18 protein-coding genes are annotated in these 19,131 nt (G+C 73.9%); 12 read left to right on the forward strand and 6 right to left on the reverse strand.

What is annotated here, in order from left to right; translation table 11 throughout:
- Window positions 1-50 precede the first annotated feature (50 nt).
- Genes ACSU6M_RS09960 through ACSU6M_RS09975 form a run of 4 tightly spaced genes read left to right on the forward strand, consistent with a single transcriptional unit; the run spans window position 51 to window position 3,704 of the window.
- Window positions 51-605, forward strand: coding sequence for a hypothetical protein (locus tag ACSU6M_RS09960; RefSeq protein WP_437068831.1), 555 nt, complete (start codon window positions 51-53; stop codon window positions 603-605).
- On the forward strand, window positions 602-1,753 hold the full coding sequence (locus tag ACSU6M_RS09965; protein WP_437068833.1) for a peptidoglycan-binding domain-containing protein: 1,152 nt from the start codon (window positions 602-604) through the stop codon (window positions 1,751-1,753). The genes ACSU6M_RS09960 and ACSU6M_RS09965 overlap by 4 nt, the downstream gene beginning before the upstream one ends.
- The gene (locus ACSU6M_RS09970; RefSeq protein WP_437068835.1) at window positions 1,750-2,490 is read left to right on the forward strand and encodes an ABC transporter ATP-binding protein; all 741 of its coding nucleotides are present in this window, start codon (window positions 1,750-1,752) and stop codon (window positions 2,488-2,490) included. Before ACSU6M_RS09965 ends, ACSU6M_RS09970 begins: the two co-directional genes overlap by 4 nt.
- On the forward strand, window positions 2,487-3,704 hold the full coding sequence (locus ACSU6M_RS09975) for an ABC transporter permease (RefSeq protein ID WP_437068837.1): 1,218 nt from the start codon (window positions 2,487-2,489) through the stop codon (window positions 3,702-3,704). Before ACSU6M_RS09970 ends, ACSU6M_RS09975 begins: the two co-directional genes overlap by 4 nt.
- Window positions 3,705-3,806: 102 nt before the next feature.
- Here the strand turns inward: ACSU6M_RS09975 and ACSU6M_RS09980 are convergent, their stop codons facing one another.
- Together ACSU6M_RS09980 and ACSU6M_RS09985 are read right to left on the reverse strand one after the other, a co-directional pair.
- Window positions 3,807-5,024 (reverse strand): MFS transporter, encoded by a 1,218-nt coding sequence (locus ACSU6M_RS09980; RefSeq protein WP_437068838.1) that lies wholly within the window; start codon window positions 5,022-5,024, stop codon window positions 3,807-3,809.
- A 126-nt stretch (window positions 5,025-5,150) separates the two neighbouring features.
- Window positions 5,151-6,200, reverse strand: a complete 1,050-nt coding sequence (locus tag ACSU6M_RS09985) for an endonuclease/exonuclease/phosphatase family protein (protein WP_437068840.1) — start codon at window positions 6,198-6,200, stop codon at window positions 5,151-5,153.
- 273 nt (window positions 6,201-6,473) lie between these two features.
- Between ACSU6M_RS09985 and panB the strand changes: the two genes are divergently transcribed.
- The 3 genes from panB to ACSU6M_RS10000 all read left to right on the forward strand — a co-directional run bounded on the left by panB (window position 6,474) and on the right by ACSU6M_RS10000 (window position 9,424).
- Window positions 6,474-7,358, forward strand: coding sequence for a 3-methyl-2-oxobutanoate hydroxymethyltransferase (gene panB / locus ACSU6M_RS09990; RefSeq protein ID WP_437068841.1), 885 nt, complete (start codon window positions 6,474-6,476; stop codon window positions 7,356-7,358).
- A gap of 207 nt (window positions 7,359-7,565) precedes the next feature.
- Entirely contained in the window at window positions 7,566-8,591 is a 1,026-nt protein-coding gene (locus ACSU6M_RS09995) for an ATP-binding cassette domain-containing protein (RefSeq protein ID WP_437068843.1), read from the forward strand.
- A complete protein-coding gene (locus ACSU6M_RS10000) occupies window positions 8,588-9,424 on the forward strand; it encodes an ABC transporter permease (protein WP_437068845.1) in 837 nt (278 codons plus the stop codon). The genes ACSU6M_RS09995 and ACSU6M_RS10000 overlap by 4 nt, the downstream gene beginning before the upstream one ends.
- Window positions 9,425-9,435: 11 nt before the next feature.
- Here the strand turns inward: ACSU6M_RS10000 and ACSU6M_RS10005 are convergent, their stop codons facing one another.
- Complete coding sequence (locus tag ACSU6M_RS10005) at window positions 9,436-12,708, reverse strand: BTAD domain-containing putative transcriptional regulator (RefSeq protein ID WP_437068847.1); 3,273 nt, start codon at window positions 12,706-12,708, stop codon at window positions 9,436-9,438.
- A gap of 382 nt (window positions 12,709-13,090) precedes the next feature.
- Between ACSU6M_RS10005 and ACSU6M_RS10010 the strand changes: the two genes are divergently transcribed.
- A complete protein-coding gene (locus tag ACSU6M_RS10010) occupies window positions 13,091-13,891 on the forward strand; it encodes a site-2 protease family protein (protein WP_437068849.1) in 801 nt (266 codons plus the stop codon).
- On the opposite strand, the gene ACSU6M_RS10015 is transcribed toward ACSU6M_RS10010, so the two are convergent.
- Window positions 13,881-14,060: a hypothetical protein gene (locus ACSU6M_RS10015; protein WP_437068851.1), complete on the reverse strand. Its 180-nt coding sequence runs from the start codon at window positions 14,058-14,060 to the stop codon at window positions 13,881-13,883. The two genes, ACSU6M_RS10010 and ACSU6M_RS10015, sit on opposite strands and share 11 nt — an antisense overlap.
- 65 nt (window positions 14,061-14,125) lie before the next feature.
- Window positions 14,126-14,833, reverse strand: a complete 708-nt coding sequence (gene npdG / locus ACSU6M_RS10020; protein WP_437068853.1) for an NADPH-dependent F420 reductase — start codon at window positions 14,831-14,833, stop codon at window positions 14,126-14,128.
- 95 nt (window positions 14,834-14,928) lie between these two features.
- Here npdG and ACSU6M_RS10025 point away from each other — a divergent pair, with 95 nt between their 5' ends.
- Window positions 14,929-15,525 carry a hypothetical protein gene (locus tag ACSU6M_RS10025; protein ID WP_437068855.1) on the forward strand — a complete coding sequence of 199 codons (597 nt, stop codon included), beginning with the start codon at window positions 14,929-14,931 and terminating at the stop codon, window positions 15,523-15,525.
- A 286-nt stretch (window positions 15,526-15,811) separates the two neighbouring features.
- On the forward strand, window positions 15,812-17,146 hold the full coding sequence (locus tag ACSU6M_RS10030; protein WP_437068856.1) for an MFS transporter: 1,335 nt from the start codon (window positions 15,812-15,814) through the stop codon (window positions 17,144-17,146).
- A gap of 22 nt (window positions 17,147-17,168) precedes the next feature.
- Here ACSU6M_RS10030 and ACSU6M_RS10035 read toward each other — a convergent pair whose 3' ends face one another.
- The gene (locus tag ACSU6M_RS10035) at window positions 17,169-17,402 is read right to left on the reverse strand and encodes a hypothetical protein (protein ID WP_437068858.1); all 234 of its coding nucleotides are present in this window, start codon (window positions 17,400-17,402) and stop codon (window positions 17,169-17,171) included.
- 69 nt (window positions 17,403-17,471) lie between these two features.
- Between ACSU6M_RS10035 and map the strand changes: the two genes are divergently transcribed.
- Window positions 17,472-18,329: a type I methionyl aminopeptidase gene (map, locus tag ACSU6M_RS10040; RefSeq protein WP_437068860.1), complete on the forward strand. Its 858-nt coding sequence runs from the start codon at window positions 17,472-17,474 to the stop codon at window positions 18,327-18,329.
- A gap of 132 nt (window positions 18,330-18,461) precedes the next feature.
- On the forward strand, window positions 18,462-19,109 hold the full coding sequence (locus ACSU6M_RS10045; protein WP_437068862.1) for a heme oxygenase (biliverdin-producing): 648 nt from the start codon (window positions 18,462-18,464) through the stop codon (window positions 19,107-19,109).
- Window positions 19,110-19,131 lie beyond the last annotated feature (22 nt).

The raw sequence follows: 19,131 nt of genomic DNA on the forward strand, positions 1-19,131 counted from the left end.
TCGGATGTCATCACCGGGCAGGTAACGCCTAGTTCGGGGGAGATCTCGACATGACAGGACAGAGCCTGGCCCGGTGGCACCGCTCCGGATCGCTCACCGCCGTCGCACTGCTGGTGCTCGGCCTCGGACTGGCCGGCTGCGGCGGGTCGGAGGACGAGCCCGGGGTGGCCGGCGCCGAGAGTTCGGCGGCGAGCGGGCGCGGTCCGGGTGACGACGAGGAGCAGGCGCAGAAGTGGGCCGCGTGCATGCGCGGGCAGGGCGTGGTGATGAAGGAGAACTCCGAGGGGGTCGCCGAGGTCGACAAGGAGAAGACCTCGATCGAGAAGATCGAGTCGGGGACGGAGAAGTGCCGCTCGCTCCAGCCCGCCGCCTCCGCGCCGCCCCGGCTGGCGCCCGAGGACCTCGACAGGCGCGGCGCGTACGCGGCCTGTCTGCGCGAGAACGGTCTGCCGGCCTACCCCGACCCCGATCCGGAGACCGGTGAGTCCCAGCTGAGCGAGGACCTCGCCCGGCGGATCAAGACCGATCCCCAGGCGCAGAAGGCCCTGGAGGCGTGCCGCAATCTCCTCCCGCGGTCCGGCGGCGGGTCGGTGAACGGCGGATGACCGAGGCCACGGGGCGCCGGCGCCGCGGGCGCTTCCTGGTCGGCGGGGCGGCGGTGGCGGTGACCGCGGGCGCGGTGACCGTCGCCGCGCTCGGGCTGGGCGGCGGCGGGTCCGCGGCCGCGCCGCCGCCCGGCGGCGCCCCGGCCGCCATCGCCCAGGTCGTACGCCGCACCCTCACCGACTCCACGACGCTGACCGGCCGGCTGGACCACGGCGCCGCCGCGCCCGTCGTCTCGCGGGCCACCGGCACGGTGACCTGGCTGCCGCCGGTCGGCGGCCTCGTCGGGCGCGGCGAGGCGCTGCTGCGGGCCGACGACAGACCGGTCGTCCTGCTGTACGGGACGCTGCCCATGTACCGGACGCTGGCCAAGGACGCCGAGGGTCCGGACGTGCTCCAGTTCGAGCGCAATCTGTCGGCGCTGGGCTACACCGGCTTCGCCGTCGACGAGACGTACACGAAGTTCACCGCGGCGGCGGTCAAGCACTGGCAGCGCGATCTGGGGCTGCCGCGCACCGGGCGGGTCGCGGTGGACCAGGTGATCTACGGGCCCGGACGGCTGCGGGTCGCCCAGCACTCGGTGCGGCTCGGCGCGTCGGCGGCCGCCCAGGTGCTGACCTGCACCGGCACCGGCAAGGTCGTCACCGCCGAGGTGCAGACGGCCGAGGCGGGGTGGGCCGTGCGGGGCACCCGGGTGCGGGTCGTCCTGGCGGACGGCAGGTCGGTGGCGGGGACGGTGACGGGCGTGGGCGACGAGGGGTCGGGGGGCTCCGGGGATTCGTCGGGCGGAGGGTCGGGGTCCCAGGAATCCGGGGGGTCGCAGGGTTCGCAGGGCGGTGACACCGTGCGGGTCACCGTCTCGGTGGCCGATCAGCGGGCGCTGCGCGGGGCGCGGCCGGGTGCGGTCGACATCCGGTACACCGCGCAGCGGCGGGAGAACGTGCTGGCCGTCCCGGTGGTGGCACTGCTCGCGCTCGCGGAGGGCGGCTACGGCCTGGAGGTCGTCGAGCGCGCCGGGGGTGACGGGGGTGACGGCACCGGGCCTCGTACCCGCATCGTGCCCGTGCGGACGGGGCTGTTCGCCGAGGGGCTGGTCGAGGTGAGCGGACGGGGCATCAGGGCCGGTACGCGGGTGGGGATGCCGGAATGAGCGCGTCGGCGTACGTCGTCGAACTGCGCGGGGTGTCCAAGACCTACCCCGGCGGAGTCACCGCCCTGCGCGAGGTCGACCTCGCCGTCGGGTACGGGGAGCTGCTGGGCATCGTCGGCCCGTCCGGCTCGGGCAAGTCCACGCTGCTGCACATCGTCGGCACCCTGGACCGGCCCTCGTCCGGCACCGTGCGCATCGACGGGCACGACGTCTCCCGGCTGACCGACCGCCAGCTGTCGGCGCTGCGGGCGGAGCGGATCGGCTTCGTCTTCCAGCAGTTCCATCTGGCGGCGGGGGTGCCGGTGCTGGACAACGTCGCCGACGGGCTGCTGTACGCGGGTGTCCCGCTGCGGGAGCGGCGTGCCGCCGCCGAGGCCGCGCTGACCCGGGTGGGGCTCGGGCACCGGCTCGGGCACGCTCCCCACCAGCTGTCCGGCGGGGAGCGGCAGCGGGTGGCCGTCGCCCGCGCGGTCGTCGGGGAGCCCGCCCTGCTCCTCGCCGACGAGCCCACCGGCAACCTGGACTCCGCGTCCGGGGCCGGTGTCCTGGACCTGCTGCGCGATCTGTGCGCGAGCGGCACCACGGTGGTCGTCATCACCCACGACCGGGAGATCGCGTCCGCGCTGCCCCGGCAGGTGCATGTGCGGGACGGGCTGCTGACCGAGGCCGGGGAGGGCGCCGCCGGCACCGGAGCCCTCACGCCCGGCGTGCCTCGTACGGAAGGCGGTGCGTCATGACGCGGACTCCTGCGGTGCCCCACCGGCCCGCTCCCTCGCATGCGCGGCTGCGGCCCGGTGATGTGGCGCGGGTCGGGGCGGCGGGGCTGCGGGCGCGGCCGCTCAGGGTGTTCCTGTCCGCGGTGGGGATCGCGATCGGGATCGCGGCGATGCTCGCGGTGGTCGGGATCTCGTCCTCCAGCCGGGCCGATCTCGACCGCACCCTGGACCGGCTGGGGACCGATCTGCTGACCGTCAGCCCCGGCTCCACGATGTACGGCACCGACGCCCGGCTGCCGAAGGAGTCGGCGCGGATGATCGGCCGGATCGCGCCCGTGCGGTCGGTCTCCGAGGTGGGCCGGATCGAGGCGCACGCGTACCGCAACGACCATGTGCCCAGCGGGCGTACGGGCAGCATCGAGGTGCTGGCGACCCGTGCCGACCTGCTGCGCACCCTGGGCGGCCGGGTCGGCGCCGGGCGCTGGCTGAACGCGGCGACCGCCCGCTATCCGGCGGTCGTCCTCGGGTCCAAGGCCGCGCGGCGGCTGGACGTGCGGACGCCGGGGGTGCGGATCTGGCTGGGCGGCGAGTGGTTCGGCGTCGCCGGGATCCTCGACCCCGTACCGCTGGCCCGTGAGCTGGACACGGCCGCGCTGGTCGGCTGGCCGGCCGCACGGCACCACCTCGGCTTCGACGGGCACCCGACCTTCGTCTACGTCCGCTCGGCCGAGCCGGCCGTGGAGGCCGTGCGCTCGGTGCTCGCCGCCACCGCCAACCCTGAGGCGCCGGGCGAGGTGCGCGTCTCGCGGCCCTCCGACGCGCTCGCCGCCCAGCGGGCCACCGACGAGACGCTGGGCGCCCTGCTGCTGGGACTGGGCGCGGTGGCGCTGCTGGTGGGCGGTATCGGGGTGGCGAACACCATGGTGATCTCGGTGCTGGAGCGGCGCCCGGAGATCGGGCTGCGCCGGGCGCTGGGGGCGAGCCGGGGCCAGATCCGGCTGCAGTTCCTGGCCGAGTCGCTGCTGCTTTCCGCGCTGGGCGGGCTCGGCGGTGTCCTCCTGGGCATCGCGGTGACCGCGGGCTACGCCGCCACCCAGGGCTGGCCCGCGGTGGTACCGCTCTGGGCGGTGGCCGGCGGTCTGGCCGCGACGCTCCTGATCGGCGGAGCCGCCGGCCTCTACCCGGCGATCCAGGCGTCCCGCCTCTCCCCCACGGAGGCCCTTTCGGCACCCTGAGGGAGGGGCTGGAGGATCTGGGCCACCCCCAGCCCTCCCGCCAGGGCGGATCGAGGGCGCCGGTGGCCCGGATCCTCCAGCCCCCACAGGGAAGCGGCGGCCTCAGCCCCGTACCGTCTGCGTTTCGCGCACCGGGGAGGCGGCCACCAGGCGGCCGCCGGGGGAGGCGGCCCGGCGGCGGTCGACGGTGTAGGCGGCGGCCGCGACCGCGATGCCCAGGGCCGCCAGGGCCGCGCCGGCGAGGGCCGGGGAGGTGACGCCGAAGCCGGCGGCCAGGGCCAGGCCGCCGGCCCAGGCGCCGCCGGCGTTGGCGAGGTTGAACGCGGCCTGGTTGGCGGAGGAGGCGAGGGAGGGGGCGGCGGCGGCCTTCTCCATGACCATCAGCTGGAGCGGGGAGCCGGTCACGAAGGCGGCCGTGCCGAGCAGGACGACGGCGAGGGCGGCGGTCGCCTCGGTGCGCATCAGCAGCGGGAAGGCGGCCAGGACCACGGCGAGGGACGCCAGTCCGCCGAAGAGCGTGGCGCGCATGGCGTGGTCGGCCAGGCGGCCGCCGAGCAGGTTGCCGGCCGTCGCGCCGACGCCGAACAGGGCGAGCAGCAGGGTGACGCTGGTGTCGGCGTAGCCGGCCGCGTCGGTGAGCATCGGCGTGATGTAGCTGTAGGCGGCGAACAGGGCGCCGAAGCCGGCGACGGTCGTGCCGAGGGCCAGCCAGACGGGCAGGGAGCGCAGGGCGGCGAGTTCGCCGCGCAGGCCGGTGCTCTGCTCGGCGACCCCGCGGTCGTGCGGGATCAGCCAGGCCAGCGAGGCGATCGCGGCCAGGCCGATCGCGCTCACCCCGAGGAAGGTCGCCCGCCAGCCGAGGTGCTGGCCCATGAGGGTGGCGGCGGGGACGCCGACGATGTTGGCGACGGTGAGGCCGAGGAACATCAGGGAGACGGAGCGGGCCCGGCGTTCGGGCGCGACCAGGCCGGTGGCGACGACGGCGCCGACGCCGAAGAAGGCGCCGTGCGGCAGTCCGCTGAGGAAGCGGGCGGCGAGCAGGGCGTCGTTGCCGGGCGCCAGCGCGGACAGGGCGTTGCCGGCCACGAACAGGACCATCAGGCCGATGAGGACCGTGCGGCGGGCCATGCGGGCGGTGACGGCGGCCAGCAGCGGGGCGCCGATCACCACGCCGATCGCGTACGCGGAGACCAGGTGGCCTGCCGCGGGCAGCGAGATGTCCAGGTCGGCCGCGACGTCGGGCAGCAGGCCCATCATGACGAACTCGGTCGTGCCGATGCCGAAGGCACCGACGGCGAGGGCGAGCAGGGCGAGGGGCATGAAGGGGCCTTTGCCTTTCGGGAGCGGTTCCGTGAGCCTGGTGGGCAGAGCTACGTATGTTCAGCTACGGAACAAAGTCTCCCAGGCGACGTATTCCGATCCCGCACCGGGCGGGGTACCGGTCGGTCAGTCCGAGGAGGCCAGCCGGAGACGCGCCGCCACCGGGAGGTGGTCGCTGCCGGTCTCCGGGAGCGTCCAGGAACTCACCGGCTCGATGCCGCGGACCATGATCTGGTCGATCCGGGCCATCGGGAAGGACGCCGGCCAGCTGAAGCCGAAGCCGCTGCCCGCCGCGCCCTGCGTGGAGCGCATCTGGGCGGTGACGGCGTTGAGCGCGCGGTCGTTCATGGTGCCGTTGAGGTCGCCGAGGAGCATCACCCGGTCCAGCGGCTCGTCGGCGATGGCCTCGCCGAGGGCGTCGGCACTGATGTCGCGCTGCCGGGCCGTGAACCCGGCCTCCAGCTTCACCCGGACCGAGGGCAGATGGGCGACGTAGACCGCGGCCTGCCCGCCCGGCGCGGCCACCGTGGCCCGCATGGCGCGGGTCCAGCCCAGCTTGATGTCGACGGCCTTGACACCGCTCAGCGGATACTTGCTCCACAGCCCGACCGTGCCCTGCACCGAGTGGTACTTGTACGTGGGCGCCAGCGCCTTCTCGTACACCGGCACCGCCGCCGCCGTCAGCTCCTCCAGGGCCACCACGTCCGCGCCGGACGCGGCCACGGCCCGGGCGGTGCCCTCGGGGTCGGCGTTGTCGGCGTTCACGTTGTGCGTGGCCACCGTCAGATCGCCGCCGGTGGCCGCCTTGTTCGTGAGCAGCCCGCCGAAGAGGTTCAGCCACACGCTCACCGGGATCACCAGCGCGATCAGCGCGGTGGCCGACCGGCGGACCAGGGCGAGCAGCAGCAGAAGCGGGATGAACACCCCGAACCAGGGCAGGAAGGTCTCGGTCAGGCTGCCCAGGTTGCCGACCGAGTTGGGGATCTGCGCGTGCAGCAGCATCACCAGGGCCAGCAGCACCGCGAGGACGGCGACCACGATGCCCCGCCGCCAGATCCGCGGGTCGCCGCGCCAGCCGTCCAGCAGCCGGTGGGCCAGGCGCCGAAGCCGAGAGCCGCGGTGCTCGGGCCCCGAGCCGCCGTTGTCCGTCTCCGTTGCGTACGCCTGCTGCGCCATACCGTCGCCTCGCTACCTGCCGTGCACACCGTCGTCCCCCCGCCTACGACCCTAGGGGATGATCGGCTCCGTTCCTGCCGTGCAGGACGGTGCCACCGGTGGCCACGGTTTCCGTTGTAACGAAACGCGCACATTCGTACGGCTCGGGGTCCCGTCGAGCGTGCTTCGTGTCTCGCCGGGGTGGTCTGGCCGTCGTCGGGGCGAGGTGCCACCATGGGGGGTGGTCCGGGGACGCCGTCAGGGCGCCTCGAGATGACGTAAGGAGCTGTTGCCATGACGCAGCTTTCGGCTGCCCAGAACGCGCCCGGCGCGCAGAAGCAGTCCTCCGACGGCAGCAAGGCGCTGTACGGGGGGAAGAGCACCCGCCGCATCACCGTCCGCGACATCGCCCTCGCCAAGGAGCGGGGCGAGAAGTGGCCCATGCTCACCGCCTACGACGCGATGACCGCGTCCGTCTTCGACGAGGCCGGGATCCCGGTGATCCTGGTCGGCGACTCGGCGGGCAACTGCCACCTCGGCTACGAGACCACCGTGCCGGTCACGCTCGACGAGATGACCATGCTGTCCGCGGCCGTCGTGCGCGGCACCCGGCGCTCGCTGATCGTCGGCGACCTGCCCTTCGGCTCGTACCAGGAGGGCCCGGTGCAGGCGCTGCGCTCGGCGACCCGGCTGGTGAAGGAGGCCGGCGTCCAGGCGGTCAAGCTGGAGGGCGGCGAGCGGTCGTACGAGCAGATCCGGCTGCTGGTGGAGTCCGGCATCCCGGTGATGGCGCACATCGGCCTGACCCCGCAGTCCGTCAACGCCATGGGCTACCGCGTCCAGGGGCGCGGCGAGGAGGCGGCCCAGCAGCTGCTGCGCGACGCGAAGTCCGTGCAGGACGCGGGCGCCTTCGCGGTGGTGCTTGAGCTGGTGCCGGCCGAGCTGGCCGCCGAGGTGACGCGCACGCTGCACATCCCGACGGTCGGCATCGGCGCGGGCGCCGAGACCGACGCGCAGGTGCTGGTGTGGACCGACATGCTCGGGCTGACCGGCGGGCGCGTGCCGAAGTTCGTCAAGCAGTACGCCGATCTCCGGCAGGTCATGGGCGACGCGGTGAAGGCGTTCGCCGAGGACGTCGTCGGCGGAACGTTCCCGCAGGAGGAGCACTCCGTCCACTGACGCCCGCTGAGCCACTGCGGTACCACGCAGCCCCGTCGATCTTCCCCCGTCGGCGGGGCTGTGCCGTGCCGGCGGGTGCGGGCTGCCGGTGGCTGCGGGGCTGCCGGTGGGCGCGGGCGGTGGCCTGTCGGTGGGTGTAGGCGGGCTGTCGGTGGGCGCGGGCGGCCTGTCGGTGCTTTGTCGGTGGGCCCTGACACCGTCTGGCACATGACGCGAATCGAGAAGAGGCCCGGCGGAACGGGTGCCGCCGTCAGCGTGCGGGGGCTGGTGAAGCACTACGGCGAGACCAAGGCGCTGGACGGCGTCGATCTGGACGTGCGCGAGGGGACCGTGATGGGGGTGCTCGGGCCGAACGGCGCCGGGAAGACCACCCTGGTGCGGATCCTGTCGACGCTGATCACCCCGGACGCCGGCCGGGCGACCGTGGCCGGCTACGACGCCGTACGGCAGCCGCGGCAGCTGCGCCGGGTGATCGGGCTGACCGGACAGTACGCCTCCGTCGACGAGAAGCTGTCGGGCTGGGAGAACCTGTATCTCATCGGGCGGCTGCTCGACCTGTCCCGCAAGGACGCGCGGGCCCGGGCCGACGAGCTGCTGGAGCGGTTCTCGCTGACCGAGGCGGCGAAGCGGCCCGCGACGACCTACTCCGGCGGTATGCGGCGCCGGCTCGACCTGGCGGCGTCGATGATCGGCCGGCCCGCCGTGCTGTTCCTGGACGAGCCGACGACGGGACTGGACCCCCGTACCCGCAACGAGGTGTGGGACGAGGTCAAGGCCATGGTCGGCGACGGTGTGACCGTGCTGCTGACCACCCAGTACATGGAGGAGGCCGAGCAGCTCGCCTCCGAGCTGACCGTGGTGGACCGCGGCAAGGTCATCGCCAAGGGCGGCATCGACGAGCTGAAGGCGAAGGTCGGCGGCCGGACCCTGCGCGTGCGGCCCGCCGATCCGCTCCAGCTGCGCCCGCTCGCCGCCCACCTCGACGAGCTGGGCATGACCGGCCTCGCGACCACCACCGTGGACACGGAGCGGGGCTCCCTGCTGATCCCGGTGCTCAGCGACGAACAGCTCACGGCCGTCGTCGGCGCCATCACCGCGCGGGGCGTCACCCTCGCCTCCGTCACCACCGAACTCCCCAGCCTGGACGAGGTGTTCCTGTCCCTCACCGGTCACCGTGCCAGTGCGCCGCAGGACACCGTGCCCGCCGACACCCGTGAGGAGGTCACCGTATGACCACCGCGACCACCGCTCCCCCGGCCACCGCGGCCACCGCCGCCCCGGCCGACGCCCGTATCCCCTTGCGGGCGCACCTGCGGCACACCGGTGCGCTGGTGCGGCGCAATCTCCTGTGGGTGCGGCAGAACCCGGAGTCGATGTTCGACGCCATCCTGATGCCGATCGTCTTCACCCTGCTGTTCGTGTACGTCTTCGGCGGCTCGATCGGGCAGGCGCTCGGCGGCGGCCAGGACGAGTACGTGCAGTACGTGGTGCCCGGCATGATGGCCATGATGGGCATGAGCATGGCCATGGCGGTCGGCACCGGGTTCAACGAGGACTTCAACTCCGGTGTGATGGACCGCTTCCGCTCCCTGCCCATCGGACGCGGATCGGTGCTCTTCGCGAAGATCGGCGTCGAGCTGCTGCGCATGCTGCTGGCGACCGTGATCATGCTGGTCGTCGGTGTCCTGGTGGGCTTCGACATCACCAGCTGGAGCGGACTGCTCGCCGCGGTGCTGCTGTCGGCGGTGTTCGGCTCGGCCCTGATGTGGGTGTTCCTCACCCTCGGGGTGATGCTCCCGAACGCCCAGTCGGTGCAGGCGATGGGGTTCCTGGTGCTGATGCCGCTGCAGTTCGGCTCGTCGATCTTCGCGCCGACCGACGCCATGCCGGGCTGGCTGCAGGCATTCACCGACTACAACCCGCTGTCCTCGCTGGCCGACGCCGCGCGGGGGCTGATGGTGGGCGGGCCGGTCGCGCACGACATGTGGGTGACGCTCGCCTGGTCGGTGGCGCTCACGGCGGTGATGGCGCCCATCGCGATCCACAAGTTCCGCACCAAGAGCTGACCCGAGGGGGGTCACACCAGGGCGGCGGCCTCCTCCGCGCTGAGGCCGCCGCCCTCGGCGTACGCCGACGCGTAGACCTCGGCGGGCAGCGCGGCCCGCACCGCGGCCTCGGCCTGCGCGCGGGCCTCGCGCTCCAGGGAGGAGTTCAGATAGCCGGGCGGCAGCAGCGCCTGCGCGGCGCCCAGGCAGCGGGCGGCGTCCTCGGCCTCGCGCCCGCCGCCGCCGGACAGCGCGAGGGCGGCGACGACGAGGTACGCCGACACCAGCTGCGGGGTCATGGCCCGGGTCAGCGGGTCCTCGGCCAGGAGCAGGCCGCGCCGGATCTTCTCCCGCGCCTCGGCGAAGCGGCCCTCGGCGGCGTCCAGCCATGCCTCCTGGCCCAGGATGTAGGCGTCGAAGACGACGAAGTGGGCGACGGCGAAGTCGTCGCGCAGCCGCGCCAGCTGCTCACGCGCCTCGGTGAGGCGGCCGGTGATGCTGAGCCATCCGGCCAGGCTGATCCGGGCGAACGGCATCGCCTCGCTGTGCGGTCCGTCCTCCTCGGCCAGCACCTCCCACAGCAGCCGCTCGCCCCGCTCGGCCTCGCCGGCCTCCAGCAGCGCGTTGGCCAGCCGGGCGGTGAGGATGGCGAGCTGGGTGCGGGCGCCGAGCTGCCGGGCGTGCTCCATCGCCGCCTCGTAGTCGGCGGCGGCCCTGAGGTGGGCGCCCTTGCGTTCATGGGACTCCGCGCGCGCGGACAGCGCCTCGGCGGTGCCCCAGGCGTCGCCGAGCCGCTGGTAGATGGCCAGCGACTCGTCCGCGTCCCGCGCGGCGGCGTCGGCCTTCGCGGGGCGGTTGGCGAGGATGTTGGCCCGCATCTGGAGGGTCGCGGCGAGCTCCCACTCGAAGCCGGGGGTGCGTCTGCTGGTCTCCACGGCGGCGTCCAGCACCTCGGCCGCCCGGTCCATGTCGCCGGAGAGCATCACGGCGTAGAGCGACAGCAGTCCGGGGGTGCGGCAGGTCTGCGGGAGCCCCGGTGTGTACACCTCGGCGACGGCGCGCAGTTTGCGCTGCGCCTGCGGGGTCTGCCAGGCGTCCAGTTCGGTGTCCATGCAGGCGAGGTGCATCAGGTGGACGCCGCGCCACGCCTCCGCCAGCACCTCCCCGGTCATCGGCGGCGGCTCGGCGGTGCAGCGCCGGTGGACCGGCTCGGCCGGCCGCACCGGCTCGGCGAAGGGGTCGGGGCCGAGCGCCATGACCTCCGCGCACCAGTTGCGGCACTCGACCCGCAGGGCGCGCATCTGCCAGTACCAGCCCAGCGACAGCGTCAGGGACAGCGCCTCCTGCTCGTCGCGCGCGGCGACGGCGTGCCGCAGGGCGGTGCGCAGGTTCTCGTACTCGCGCTGGATCCGTGCGACGGCCTCCAGCTGGCCGGGGCCGCGCAGCAACGGGTCGGTGGTGCGGGCCAGTTCACGGTAGTACGTCAGGTGCGCGCGCTCGGTCTCGGTGCGCCGGCCGGACTCGTCGAGCCGTTCGCCCGCGTACTCGGCGACGGTCTCCAGGAGCCGGTAGCGCATCTCACCGCCGTCCGCAGGGGCGGCCACGACCAGGGACTTGTCGACGAGGGAGCCGAGGGCGTCCAGGGCGGCGGGCCCGCACACGGCCTCGGCGGCGGCGAGGTCGCAGCCGCCCGCGAACACCGACAGCCGGGTCAGGACGTCCTTCTCCGGTTCGTCGAGCAGTCCCCAGGACCAGTCGACGACGGCGCGCAGGGTCTGCTGGCGGGGCAGGACGGTGCGGCTGCCGGAGGTCAGCAGGCGGAAGCGGTCGTCGAGCCGGTCGGCGATCTGGCGCGGGGTCAGCATGCGCAGCCGGGCGGCGGCGAGTTCGATGGCCAGGGGCAGGCCGTCGAGGCGGCGGCAGATCTCCGCACACGCCTCGGGGTCGTCGTCGACGGCGAATCCGGGCCGGGCGGCGGCCCCGCGGTCGGCGAGCAGCCGCAGCGCGTGGGGCTGCGGGAGGGGTTCCACCGGGCGCAGCACCTCGCCGGGTACGCCGAGCGGCTCGCGGCTGGTGGCCAGCACGGTCAGGCCGGGGCAGCTGGCCAGCAGGTGCTCGACCAGCCGGGCGGCGGCCTCCACGACGTGCTCGCAGTTGTCGAGGACGATCAGCATGCGGCGCCGGGCGCAGTGTTCGACGAGCCGGTCGAGGGGGTCGTCGTGCCGGTCGGCGACGGCGCTGCGGACCTGCTCGGCGCCGGCGCCGTACAGGACGGTCTCGCGGCCGCCGACGGCGGTGAGCACGGCCTCCGGCACGCCGTCCGGGTCGTCCACGGGGGCGAGCTCGGCCAGCCAGATCCCGTCGCGCGGGGCCTCGCTCAGGGTCTCGGCGGCCTCCTGCGACAGCCGGGTCTTCCCGGCGCCGCCCGGCCCGAGCAGCGTCACCAGCCGGGAGCCGGCCAGGTCGCCGCGGATGGCCTCGATGTCGGCCTCGCGCCCGACGAAGGAGGTGAGACGGGCCCGGAGGTTGCCGGGCCGGGCGGGGGCGGGCTCGTGGGACCCGGCGGGCTCACGGGGTCCGGGCGCGAGCAGTTCGGCGTGCAGGGCGCGCAGCTCGGGGCCGGGGTCGGAGCCGAGGCGTTCGGCGAGCAGACGGCGTACGTCGTCGTAGGCGGCCAGCGCCTCGGCCGGGCGGCCCGCGTCGCGCAGGGCGCGCAGCCGCAGGGCCTGGAGCGGCTCGTCGAGGGGGTGGCCGTCGCACAGGGCGGTCAGCTCGGGCAGCGCCTGCTCGGCGTGGCCGAGGGCGAGGGCGGCGGTGTGCCGGGCGCGCAGGGCGTCCAGGCGCCGGGCCTCCCAGCGGGCGGCCTCGGGGGTGCGGTCGGGCAGGTCGGCGAGAGCGGGGCCCTGCCACAGGGCCAGGGCGTCGTCGAGGATGCCGGCCGCCTTGGCGGGGTCGCCGTCGGCGAGGGTGCGGATGCCGTCGGCGGTGAGCCGGTCGAAGCGGTGCAGGTCGATGTCGTCGGCGGTGGCGGCGAGCCGGTAGCCGCCGTCCACCGACTCGACCGCGTCGGCGCCCAGCGTCCGGCGCAGCCGTCCCACCAGCGCCTGCAGCGCGCCGGGCGCGTCGGCGGGCGGATCGCCGTCCCACACCTCCGCCACGAGCAGCTGCACGGGCACCGTGCGGCCCGCCCGCAGCGCGAGCACGGTCAGCAGGGCACGCAGCCGCGCCCCGCCGACCGGGACGGCCGAGCCGTCGGGACGCAGGGCCTGAGTGGTGCCGAGGATGCGGTAGCGCACGCTGCCCATTCTCTCCGGAGGGAAGGGGCCGGGGTCATGGGGTTTTCCAGCGAGCCCGGGCCGGGGGCCTAGCGGGCCCGCCCGGCACGACGCCGGGCTCTCCGGCGAACCCGCCCGAACACCCGGCACCCCCGCCCGGCCCGGAGCCCGATTCTCCGACGAGCCCGCCCGGAGACCCAGCGTGCCTGCTCGGCGGGGAGACGGGGCTTTCGGTGGGACCCGTCTCGGGCCGCCGGCAAGCGGTGTTCGTGTGGTGCGGTCGGGGCGGGGGTCGGTCCGGTGTGGGTGTCGTGCGTCTTTCTCAGGAACCGTGCCCCGTTCCCGGGACGTTGTCCCGGTACGCCCGGTACGGTCGGGCACCCAAGCCGCCGAGCACGGAGGTGCCCGTCCCATGACCACCGTCACCCGCCGGTCCGGTGACCGGAGCATCAGTCCCGTCTTCGTCGGGATCGCGGCCGTCACGGCGGTGACCGGCTGGGCCACCTGGACCGGCTTCGCCGAGCAGCCGGGCGTGGCCGTGTTCCTGTTCGTGACGGCGGCGTGGATCGTCTCGCTGTGCCTGCACGAGTACGCGCACGCGCGCACCGCCCTGCACAGCGGGGACATCTCGGTGGGCGCGAAGGGCTATCTGACGCTGAACCCGCTGAAGTACACGCACGCGCTGCTGAGCATCGTGCTGCCCGTGCTGTTCGTGATCATGGGCGGGATCGGTCTGCCGGGCGGCGCGGTGTTCATCGAGCGCGGCCGGATCAGGGGCCGCTGGCGGCACAGCCTGATCTCGGCGGCGGGCCCGCTGACGAACGTCCTGTTCGCGCTGGTGTGCACGGCCCCGTTCTGGCTGGACGCGCTGGACGGCGTACCGCAGGACTTCCGGTTCGCGCTGGCGTTCCTGGCCCTGCTCCAGGTGACCGCGGCGATTCTCAACTTCCTGCCGGTGCCGGGCCTGGACGGCTACGGCGTGATCGAGCCGTGGCTGTCGTACAACGTGCGGCGCCAGGTGGAGCCGCTGGCGCCGTTCGGCCTGCTGATCGTGTTCGCGCTGCTGTGGATCCCGTCGCTGAACAACGCCTTCTTCGACATGATCGACGCGATCCTGCGCGGCCTCGGGATCAGCGACCTGGACACCGCCTGCGGCTACGACCTGTACCGCTTCTGGCGGGAGGCGTCGCCGGTCTGCTCGGTCAGCCCGTGACGGACTTCCTGACCTTGGCCCGCTTGATGTAGTACCAGGTCATGTTGGACGACAGCCCCGCGAGCAGCACCCAGACGACCCCCAGCCAGCTGCCCTGCACGAAGGACACGACGGCCGCGGCGGTGGCGAGGAGGCAGACGATCAGGGCGTAGAGGGCGAGGCGGGGCATGACGGTCGGCTCCTGTCGGGGGACACTGCGGGTGCTGCTGATGCCCACCAGTGTCCCCCATGGGGTCATACGTCCGTGACGCGGAGCCCCGCGTGCGCCTTGTAGCGGCGGTTGACGGAGATCAGGTTGGCGACCAGCGACTCCACCTGGTGGGCGTTGCGCAGCCGCCCGGCGAAGATGCCGCGCATACCGGGGATGCGGCCGGCGAGGGCCTGGACGATCTCCACATCGGCGCGCTGCTCGCCGAGGACCATGACGTCGGTGTCGATCCGCTCGATCTCCGGGTCCTGGAGGAGGACGGCCGACAGATGGTGGAAGGCGGCGGTGACGCGGGAGTCCGGCAGCAGGGCGGCGGCCTGCTCGGCGGCGCTGCCCTCCTCGGGCTTGAGGGCGTAGGCGCCCTTCTTGTCGAAGCCGAGCGGGTTGACGCAGTCGACGACCAGCTTCCCGGCCAGTTCCTCGCGCAGCGACCGAAGGGTCTCGGCGTGGCCGTCCCACGGCACGGCGACGATCACGATGTCGCTGCGCCGGGCGGTCTCGGCGTTGTCGGCGCCCTCGATGCCGTGGCCGAGCTCGTCGGCGGCGGCCTGCGCGCGCTCGGCGGCCCGCGAGCCGATGATCACCTTCTGCCCGGCCAGGGCGAGCCGGTAGGCCAGGCCCTTGCCCTGGGGGCCGGTCCCGCCGAGCACGCCGACGACCAGACCGGAGACGTCGGGCAGGTCCCAGGGGTCCTTGGCGGGGGCCTTCTGTGCAGCACTGTCGGTAGAGGTCATGGCACCGACTCTACGTGCGCCCCGGCGTCCCCCTTCGAGGGACGTCGGGGTGAACGGCCGCCGGGACGCGGGCGCTTACGGCACGATGCGGACGCATGGACGCCGTACGGGTCGCGCTGCTGCGCGAAGTGCTCGCCGGGACCGAGTGGCCGGCCGCCACCCGCAGGTTCGCGGGGGCGCTGCGCGGGTCGGTGGTGTCGCACGGCGGCGGGCTGCTGCTGGTGGGCACACCGGCGTACGAGCCGTGGCATCTGGCCGCGCATCTGGTGGACGAGGCGGCCTGGTCGGGTACGCCCGAGCTGGCGCCCACCCTGGTGCGGCACGCCGCGCGGCCCGGCGACCCCGCCCACCTCGCCGTCGGCCTGGGGCGCATCGAGGCGGCCGGGCGCGGCGAGACCCTGCTGGTGGTGGCGCCGGACGAGGACGCGGGGCTGCTGGAACGGGTGCACGGGGCCCGGCGGGCGGGCGCGACGGTGCTGGCGCTCGGGTCGGGCGGCGAGCTCGAGGCCATGGCCCATGAGTCCCTGCCGGTGCGGGAGGGCGCCGAGCTGGACCTGGACAGTGTGCAGCACCTGGTGAGCGCGGCGGCCGGCGAGAACGCGGGGCCGCTGCCGCGGGGGCGGCGGGGGTTCAGGGACCGTCTGTCGCGACTGGCCGAGCATCTGACGGCCCCGCCGCCGGCGATGTGGTGACCTGCCCGTTCCGGGCGGGTGCAGGGTGGTCGCTGCCCGTCCCGGACGGGTGCAGGGTGGTCCCTGCGCGTTCCGGGCGGGTGCAGGGTGGTCCCTGCGGATTCCGAGTGCAGGGGGTGGTCCCTGCTCCTTCCGGCGAGTGCAGGGGGTGGTCGCTGCGCGTTCCCGGGTGCCGGGTGGGCGGTGGCTGGTCGCGCAGTTCCCCGCGCCCCTGAGGGCGTGCGGTCACCCGCGCCGTTGAAACTCGGTTGCGACGGGGTGGGGGGCGCGTCGAGCATGGCCCGTCGTGATCGATGATTCCCCCGACTCTCCCGCCGCCGAGGCGCCCTCGCGGCGGCGTTCCGTGCTGCCCGATCTGGCTCCGTGGCGGGCCTCGCGGGACTTCCGGCTGCTGTGGGTGTCGGGTGCGATCTCGACGTTCGGCAGTTTTCTGACGTTCGTCGCGCTGCCGGTGCAGATCAAGGAGCTGACGGGGTCGGCGGTGGCGGTCGGGGCGATCGGGGCGGTGGAGCTGATCCCGCTGATCGTGTTCGGGCTGTACGGCGGTGCGCTCGCCGACGCGTTGGACAAGCGCGCGCTGATCGTGTGGACCGAGGCCGGGCAGGGTGTGCTGAGCGCGTTGCTGCTGGTCAACGCGCTGCTGCCGGAGCCGGCCGTATGGCCGCTGTATCTCGTCGCCGCCCTGTCCTCGGCGCTGGTGTCGGTGCAGCGGCCCGCGCTGGACTCGCTGTGGCCGCGGATCGTGGCGCACGAGCACCTCCCGGCGGCGGCCTCGCTGAACTCCCTGCGCTGGACGGTCGGCGGCGTCGCGGGCCCGGCGCTGGCGGGCGTGGTCGTGGCGTACGCGGGGCTGGGCTGGGCGTACGCGGCGGATCTGCTCACCTTCGTGGTGTCGGTGGCGCTGATCTGGCCGCTCGCCTCCTCCCCCGCCTCGCACGACGCCGTCAAGCCGTCGCTGCGGGCGATCGCCGAGGGCGCCCGCTACGCCTGGAGCCGCAAGGAGCTGCTCGGCACCTACGCCGTCGACCTGGCGGCGATGTTCCTGGCGATGCCGCTGGCCGTGCTGCCGTTCCTCGCGGACGAGCTGGACGCCCAGTGGGCGCTGGGGCTGATGTACGCCACCGTGCCGCTGGGCTCGCTGCTGGTGAGCGTGACCAGCGGCTGGACCGCGCGGATCCACCGGCACGGGCGGATGGTGGTGCTGGCGGCGGCCCTGTGGGGCCTGGCGATCGCGGCCGCCGGCACCTCGGGCAACATCTGGCTGGTGCTGCTGTTCCTGACCGTGGCCGGCGGCTGCGACATGGTCAGCGGGATCTTCCGCGGGGTGATGTGGAACCAGACGATCCCCGACGAGCTGCGCGGCCGGCTCGCCGGGATCGAGCTGCTGTCCTACTCGGTCGGCCCGACCCTGGGCCAGGTCCGGTCGGGCGGCTTCGCCGCCTGGTGGGGCGTACGGGCGTCGGTCTGGTCCGGCGGACTGCTGTGCGCGGGGGCGGTGGGGCTGCTGGCGCTGTGCTTGCCGAAGCTGATGACGTACGACGCCCGCACGGACGAGCACGCGGCGCGGGTGCGGGAGCAGCGGGAGGCCGCCGCGGCGGCGAAGGCGGCGGCCCGCGCCTGACCGGCTGCCGCCGGCCCGGTCGTCAGCCGCCGTCGGTGCTCCGGCCCTCGGACGCGTCGTGCCAGCGGGGGTCGGTCTCCCACTCCAGGTTGCGCTCGCGGGCGGTCTCCATGGCCCGCTCCGCCTCGACGCGGGTGGCGTACGGGCCGAAGCGGTCCTTGTTGGGGCACTCCGGCCCCTCCTCGACCTTCTTGTGCTCCAGGCAGTAGTACCACTCGCCCGGCTTGCCGACGGTGCGCTTCTTGAACAGGGCCATGACCGGCTCCTTTCGCCGTGGATCGCCACGGTCATGGTCCCCCATGGCGGCTGTCTTAGACTCGCTGGCATGTCTGGCCAGTCGCTGCTCGTACCAGGGGAGCTCTCTCCCACCCGTTCCGTACCCGGAAACATCCGGCGCCCCGAGTACGTCGGCAAGCCGGCGCCGGCGCCGTACACCGGTCCGGAGGTGCAGACGCCCGAGACGATCGAGGCCATGCGCGTCGCGGGCCGGATCGCCGCGCAGGCGATGGCGGAGGCCGCGAAGATCATCGCGCCCGGCGTCACCACGGACGAGCTGGACAAGGTGGCGCACGAGTTTCTGTGCGACCACGGCGCCTACCCCTCCACGCTCGGCTACCGCGGCTTCCCCAAGTCGCTGTGCACCAGCGTCAACGAGGTCATCTGCCACGGCATCCCGGACTCGACGGTGCTGCGCGACGGCGACATCGTCAACCTGGACGTGACGGCGTACATCGGCGGGGTGCACGGCGACAACAACGCGACCTATCTCGTCGGGGATGTCGACGAGGAGAGCCGCCTGCTGGTGGAACGCACCCGCGAGTCCCTGAACCGGGCCATCAAGGCGGTCAAGCCGGGCCGGCAGATCAATGTCATCGGCCGGGTCATCGAGTCGTACGCCAAGCGCTTCGGCTACGGCGTGGTGCGGGACTTCACCGGGCACGGCATCAACTCGTCGTTCCACTCCGGGCTGATCATCCCGCACTACGACAGCCCGCACGCCACGACGGTCATGCAGCCGGGGATGACCTTCACGATCGAGCCGATGCTGACGCTCGGCACCCATGAGTACGACATGTGGGACGACGGCTGGACGGTCGTGACGAAGGACCGCAAGCGCACCGCGCAGTTCGAGCACACGCTGGTGGTGACGGAGAGCGGGGCGGAGATCCTCACGCTCCCGTGAGCGCCGCCCCGCTCCCGGTCACGGCCGAAGCCCGCCCTCCTGTGGGGGCGGGCTTTTCCCGGTAGGCTTTTACCGACAGACTGTCGGCAAACCTATTGACTTAGGTGAGCCTAACTTCAGAGGATATGGCTCATGGAGTCCTTCTCGACCGTCATCCGCACCGCGTCCCAGGAGCAGCACACGGAGGCGGAGACCTCGACGTTCATGAGCGACCTGCTCGGCGGCCGGCTCGGGGTGGACGCGTACGCGCGCTACACCGAGCAGCTGTGGTTCGTGTACGAGGCCCTGGAGAGCGGCGCCGAGCGGCTGGCGGCCGACCCGGTCGCCGGGCCGTTCGTCCGGCCGGAGCTGTTCCGGCTGGGCGCGCTGGAGCGGGACCTCGGGCACCTGCGCGGGCCGCACTGGCGGGCGGGACTGAGCGCGCTGCCGGCGACCCGGGCGTACGCGGACCGGGTGCGGTACTGCGCCGAGCACTGGCCCGGCGGCTATGTCGCCCACCACTACACGCGCTACCTGGGCGACCTGTCCGGCGGCCAGATCATCCGCGACAAGGCGGAGCGGACGTGGGGCTTCGCGCGCAAGGGCGACGGCGTGCGGTTCTACGTCTTCGAGGACATCGCCAACCCCGCCGCGTTCAAGCGGGGTTACCGGGAACTGCTGGACGCGATCGGGGCGGACCGGCTGGCTAGGCAGCGGATCGTCGCGGAGTGCAAGCGGGCGTTCGCCTTGAACACCGAGGTCTTCCGGGAGCTGGGCGCGGAGTACCCCTTGTCGGCGTGAGCGGCGCGCCGCACCAGGGTGG

This window comes from Streptomyces sp. enrichment culture (genome assembly GCF_964272895.1).
Lineage (GTDB): Bacteria > Actinomycetota > Actinomycetes > Streptomycetales > Streptomycetaceae > Streptomyces.